Source organism: Superficieibacter electus (assembly GCF_002915575.1).
GTDB lineage: Bacteria > Pseudomonadota > Gammaproteobacteria > Enterobacterales > Enterobacteriaceae > Superficieibacter > Superficieibacter electus.
Genome location: NZ_PQGD01000010.1, coordinates 213,438 through 219,643 on the forward strand (window position 1 = coordinate 213,438; position 6,206 = coordinate 219,643).

Here is a 6,206-nt window from a genome sequence, read left to right on the forward strand (position 1 = left end):
GGCGATTAGCCCTGCAGCAGAGACAGGATCTGCTGCGGTACCTGGTTAGCTTTGGACAGCACGGAGTTACCAGCCTGCTGGATGATCTGCGCTTTAGACATGTTCGACACTTCGGTCGCATAGTCGGCGTCCTGAATACGGGACTGCGCTTCAGACAGGTTGGTGGTGGTGTTGTTCAGGTTGGTAACGGCGGAATCCAGACGGTTCTGCACGGCACCCAGGGAAGAACGGAATTTGTCGACGGAGGCGATTGCATCGTCCAGCGCTTTCAGCGGATCTGACGTTGCTGCTGACGTCGTGGCAGCGTCGGTAGTGAATGCACCTTCAGCATTTTTATAAACGGCTTTACCGCTACCGTTAGTAACAGAACCATCATCCTGCAGGAACAGGTGTTTAGTGTTATCAGTGGTCAGAGCACCGTCAGTGCCAGTATAGAGCTGGTCATTGGCCGCGCCTTTAGTAACAGCACCCGCATTGCTAACCTGAATTTCGTTCGCGCCAGTGCCTACAGTGAAACCGGTAGTTTTCGCAGCGGTTTGCAGCGCAGAAGCTGACATCACAGCATCTTCAACATCGATGGCACCAGCAGTAACACCACTGTCGCCACTACCCGCCAGAGTGAACTTAGCGCCATCGGCTGCAGTAATCGTTGTTTCAACCGCGGCAGCACCGGCATGGTTTTTAGTCAACGCATCCAGGGTTGCGTCTGTCACTGCGCCAGAGTTGTTCTGGGTAAGGTTGCCAGTAGTATCAATGAACAGGGCAGAACCGTCTTTTGCGGCGATTTTGCCATCACTTGAAAGCACAACATCGACAGAGGTAGTACCCACTGTGACGCTCAGTGATGCGGTGTCACCTGCTTTTGGTGTCAGATACGACTGTACAGATGAAGACGTGACTCCAGCGCCAGAAGCATTAAATGAGAATGATTTGTTTGTCGCATTATACGTGTAGGCTGTATCAGTTGCTGCCCCAAAGCCATTAGCAATGGTGGCATGGACAGTATCGGTTCCTTTCAGGCTATTAAGAACGTCAGAAGCAGTAGTCTTATTCAGCCCGGCGGATACTGTGTAATCATTGCCTACCGCATTGCCAATTTTTGCTGCTTCAAGATCGGCTTTGCTGGCGGCAGTATTGGCAACAGAGCCTTTACCATTAACGTTAAAATTGCCAAGTTTCAGCGTATTAGAATCAATTTTCTGCAGATCGATAGAAATAGTTTCACCATCGTTTGCACCAATCTGGATTTTCAGAGAACCGTCTTTAGACAGTACGTTCACGCCGTTGAACTGGGTCTGGCCAGATACGCGGTCAATTTCGTCCAGACGGGATTTGATTTCGTCCTGGATGGAGTCCAGATCGGAAGAAGAGTTAGTCCCGGTGGTTGCCTGAACGGTCAGTTCACGCACACGCTGTAAGTTGTTGTTGATTTCAGACAGAGCGCCTTCAGTGGTCTGCGCCAGAGAGATACCGTCGTTGGCGTTACGCGCAGCCTGAGTCAGGCCTTTGATGTTAGAGGTGAAGCGGTTAGCAATCGCCTGACCTGCGGCATCGTCTTTCGCGCTGTTGATACGCAGACCGGAAGACAGACGCTCGATGGAGGTAGACAGAGCAGACTGGTTTTTGTTGATGTTATTCTGAGTGATCAGCGAGAGGCTGTTGGTATTAATGACTTGTGCCATGATTCATTTTCCTGTTTATCAAGTCTACGATTAACGTGTTGGGTTTCCACCCGTCGGCTTCGTCGCCGTCAAACCTGTTATCGTCTGGTTGCCAACAACCTTTAGACTTTTTTTTCGTGCCGCCGATATTTTTCCTGAGCGCCGAAATACCCTTTTCTATCCCCCTTATTCTTGCCATTAAATAAAGACAATTAAGCATAAACTTTGCTTCATTCAGGCCGATAACACCGGTATTCGTTCTACGTGTCGGTACATTAAGGAATTACTATGGCAAGTATTTCAACGCTGGGAGTCGGGTCGGGCCTGGACCTGAGCAGCATTCTGGACAGTCTGGAAGCAGCAGAAAAAGCAGGCTTAAAACCCATCTCGGCTCAGCAGACCTCATATACCGCCAAGTTAAGCGCCTATGGCTCGTTAAGCAGTGCACTGGAAAAATTCCAGACCGCCAATACCGCCCTGGGTAAAGCAGACTTATTTACCGCGACCTCAACCACCAGCAGCAGTACGGCCTTTACGGCTACCACGTCCGGTAGCGCGATTGCCGGTAAATACACCATTAAAGTCACGCAGCTGGCCCAGGCGCAAACGCTGACCAGCCAGCAAACGCAGCTCGATAATAAATCTGCGATTGCGACGTCAGACAGTAAACTCACTATCCAGCAGGGTGGCGACAAAAAGCCGGTGACCATTGATATCAGCGCCGCGAATTCATCATTAACGGGCATTCGTGACGCGATCAATAATGCAAAAGCGGGCGTTAGCGCCAGTATCATTAATGTGGGTGGCGGAGAGTATCGTCTTTCTATTACCTCCGACGACACGGGCGCTGACAATGCCATGAAATTAAGCGTCAGCGGCGACAGCGCATTACAGGATTTTTTAGGCTATGACGGTGCTGACAGTAGCCTGGGCATGAAAGAAAGCGTCACCGCCCAGGACGCTGAACTGTACGTTAACAACGTTAAAATCGTTAACAGCAGCAACACGATTAGTAACGCGCTGGAAGATATCACCCTGAATCTGACCGACGTCACTACGGGTAATCAGACGCTAACCATCACTAAAGATACGTCGAAAGCAGAAACAGCGATTAAAGACTGGGTGACGGCGTATAACGCCTTACAGGACACCTTCAGTAGCCTGACAAAATACACCGCCGTTGATGCCGGTGCGGATAGCCAGAACGCCAGCAACGGCGCGCTGCTGGGTGACTCTACCCTGCGCACGATTCAGACCCAGTTGAAAGGTTTGCTCACCAATACCTCGGGGTCGACCTCAATTAAAACGCTGGCGCAAATTGGCATCACTTCTGACCCGAGCACCGGACAGTTAGAAGTGGATGATGACAAGCTGGAAGCCGCGCTGAAAAAAGACGCCTCCGGCGTAAAAGATATGATTGTTGGCGACGGCAAAAAAACTGGGGTGACGACGGCCATCGGCAGCAACCTCACCAGTTGGCTGTCCAAAACTGGCATTATTCAGGCGGCCAAAGACGGCGTGAGCAAAACGCTCAACCACTTGACCGAGCAATATAACGCTGCCAGCACGCGTATTGATTCGCTGGTCGCCCGCTATAAAGCACAGTTCACCCAACTCGATATCCTGATGAACTCATTGAACTCAACCAGCAGCTACCTGACTCAACAATTTGAGTCTACGGATAGCAGCAAAAAATAATTAATGCAGGAGACGTCATGTACGGCGCAAAAGGCACGCAAACCTACGCAAAAATCGGAGTGGAAAGCGCAGTGATGAGCGCAAGCCAGCAGCAGCTGGTGACGATGCTGTTTGACGGCGCGTTGAGTGCGTTAGTGCGCGCACGCTTATTTATGCAGGACAACAATCTGGAAGGGAAAGGACTATCCCTTTCTAAGGCGATCAACATCATTGAAAACGGCCTGAAAGTAGGCCTTGATGAGGACAGCCGTGACGAGTTAACGCAAAACTTGTTGGCGCTTTATGCCTACATGGTGAGACGCTTGCTGCAAGCGAATCTTCGCAATGACGTTAATGCCGTCGAGGAGGTTGAAGGTCTGCTGCGCAACATCGCAGAAGCCTGGAAGGAATCATTACTTACGCCTAATTTGATTCAGGACCCTGTCTAATGAACCACGCACCGCAACTGTATACCTCGTATCAGCAGCTACTTGAAAAGAGTAACGTTATGCTGCGCCTTGCCACCGAAGGACTGTGGGAGGAATTAATCGCGACTGAAATGGATTATGTCAGTGCGGTGCAAAAACTGGCGCAGCTAACGCAACAGGTTGCGCCCTCTTCCGTCGTGCAGGAGCAGCTTCGCCCCCTGCTGCGGTCGATTTTGAACAACGAGAGTGAAGTAAAACGGCTTTTGCAAATCAGGATGGATGAGCTGGCTAAGCTGGTCGGACAGTCGTCCATCCAGAAATCCGTGCTCAATACCTATTCCAGACAGGGCGGCCATGTGCTGGTGCCGCAGGACAATCTCGACATCAGTCATTAATTTTGCTTATCACCGGTCTTTATGGCGCGAGAAAAATAATCTGACTCGTGCCAGGCGCTTTTCAAACGGATATCCCATACTTGTGACACCTGGTTACATGGAGATGACGTATGCGCAACCCCACGTTGTTGCAATGCTTTCACTGGTATTACCCTGACGGTGGCAAACTCTGGCCTGAGATAGAAGAGCGCGCCGCCACACTCAACGATATTGGTATCAATATGATTTGGCTGCCCCCGGCCTATAAAGCCGCATCGGGCGGGTATTCGGTTGGCTACGATAGCTACGATCTTTTCGATTTGGGTGAGTTCGATCAAAAAGGGTCTGTTGCGACAAAATATGGCGATAAGCAGCAATTACTGTCCGCCATTAACGCATTGCGACAAAACGACATCGCCGTCTTACTCGATGTCGTGGTGAATCATAAAATGGGGGCTGATGAAAAGGAGTCTGTTCAGGTACAGCGTGTTAACGAACAGGACCGCACGCAGATTGATGATGAAATCATCGAATGTGAAGCCTGGACGCGCTATACCTTTCCGGCACGTGAGGGCAAGTATTCGCAGTTTGTCTGGGATTACAAGTGTTTCAGCGGTATCGACCATATCGAGAATCCGGACGAGGACGGGATTTTTAAAATCGTCAACGACTATACCGGCGACGGCTGGAACGAGCAGGTTGATGATGAACTCGGTAACTTCGATTATCTGATGGGCGAAAACATTGATTTTCGTAACCATGCGGTTACCGAAGAAATTAAATACTGGGCGCGCTGGGTGATGGATGAGACGCAGTGCGACGGTTTTCGTCTGGACGCGGTAAAACATATTCCGGCGTGGTTTTATAAGGAGTGGATCGATCACGTGCAGGAAGTGGCACCAAAACCGCTATTTATTGTGGCGGAATACTGGTCGCATGAGGTTGAGAAATTACAGCATTATATCGATCAGGTTGAAGGCAAGACCATGCTGTTCGACGCCCCGCTGCATATGAAATTCCACGAGGCGTCGCTTCAGGGCCGTGATTATGACATGACGCAGATCTTCACCGGTACGCTGGTGGAAGCCGATCCGTTCCATGCCGTAACACTGGTGGCAAACCACGATACCCAGCCGCTTCAGGCGCTGGAAGCGCCGGTCGAGGCCTGGTTTAAACCGCTGGCTTATGCGCTGATTCTGCTGCGAGAAAATGGCGTGCCGTCGGTGTTTTATCCTGATCTCTTCGGTGCCAGTTATGAAGACACCGGTGGCGACGGTAACACTTATCAGATTGAAATGCCGGTTATTGAACAGCTAAGCGAGCTGATTATCGCCCGCCAGCGTTTTGCTCATGGTATTCAGACGCTGTATTTCGATCACCCGAACTGTATTGCCTTCAGCCGTAGCGGCACCGATGAGGCCGCCGGATGCGTGGTGGTCATGTCCAACGGCGACGACGGTGAAAAGACCATCGAACTGGGAGAAAATTACGGCAACAAACGCTGGCGTGATTTCCTCGGCAACCGTGAGGAAGTGGTCGAAACGGATGAACAGGGTACGGCAACTTTCCTGTGCAACGGCGGCAGCGTCAGCGTATGGGTGCTGGAGGACGTGCTGTAGCGTAAGAACGCGGGTGAGCGGTTTTACCACCCTCACCCCAGCCCTCTCCCTGAGGGAGAGGGAGCGGCGCGGCAATGTCCATGGTCTTGAGGGTCATATGCCGCCCCGGTTCATGCTGTTCCAGGCCCGGTAAGCGCAGTACCCGGGCATTTCAACGTCAGTAGCCCAAAGCGACCATAATGTGGTTGTGATGCCGGATGGCGACTTCGCCTGATCCGGCCTACCTGCTATCCAGCCTGGACCGCCCCCCGTAGGCCCGGTAAGCGCAGCGCCACCGGGCAGGTAGCCCAAAGCATCCATAGTGTGGTTGTGATGCCGGATGGCGGCTTCGCCTTATCCGGCCTACCTGCTATCCAGCCTGGACCTCCCCCCGTAGGCCCGGTAAGCGCAGCGCCACCGGGCAGGTAGCCCAAAGCATCCATAGTGTGGTTGTGATGCCGGATGGCG

The 6,206-nt window shown here is 51.8% G+C and carries 6 protein-coding genes; 4 read left to right on the plus strand and 2 right to left on the minus strand.

Annotated elements, in window-relative coordinates:
* Positions 1 to 5 precede the first annotated feature (5 nt).
* A complete protein-coding gene (locus CHU32_RS14280) occupies positions 6 to 1,682 on the minus strand; it encodes a FliC/FljB family flagellin (protein WP_103676177.1) in 1,677 nt (558 codons plus the stop codon).
* A gap of 267 nt (positions 1,683 to 1,949) precedes the next feature.
* On the opposite strand from CHU32_RS14280, the gene fliD reads away from it, so the two are divergent.
* The 4 genes from fliD to amyA all read left to right on the plus strand — a co-directional run bounded on the left by fliD (position 1,950) and on the right by amyA (position 5,759).
* Positions 1,950 to 3,359 (plus strand): flagellar filament capping protein FliD, encoded by a 1,410-nt coding sequence (gene fliD / locus CHU32_RS14285; protein ID WP_103676178.1) that lies wholly within the window; start codon positions 1,950 to 1,952, stop codon positions 3,357 to 3,359.
* A gap of 17 nt (positions 3,360 to 3,376) precedes the next feature.
* Entirely contained in the window at positions 3,377 to 3,787 is a 411-nt protein-coding gene (gene fliS / locus CHU32_RS14290; protein ID WP_103676179.1) for a flagellar export chaperone FliS, read from the plus strand.
* Positions 3,787 to 4,161 (plus strand): flagella biosynthesis regulatory protein FliT, encoded by a 375-nt coding sequence (fliT, locus tag CHU32_RS14295; RefSeq protein ID WP_103676180.1) that lies wholly within the window; start codon positions 3,787 to 3,789, stop codon positions 4,159 to 4,161. The genes fliS and fliT overlap by 1 nt, the downstream gene beginning before the upstream one ends.
* 110 nt (positions 4,162 to 4,271) lie before the next feature.
* Positions 4,272 to 5,759 carry an alpha-amylase gene (gene amyA / locus CHU32_RS14300; protein ID WP_103676181.1) on the plus strand — a complete coding sequence of 496 codons (1,488 nt, stop codon included), beginning with the start codon at positions 4,272 to 4,274 and terminating at the stop codon, positions 5,757 to 5,759.
* Between the two features lie 227 nt (positions 5,760 to 5,986).
* Here amyA and CHU32_RS28445 read toward each other — a convergent pair.
* Positions 5,987 to 6,206 (minus strand): hypothetical protein (locus CHU32_RS28445; protein WP_218113734.1); only part of this gene is annotated, 220 nt, incomplete at its 5' end.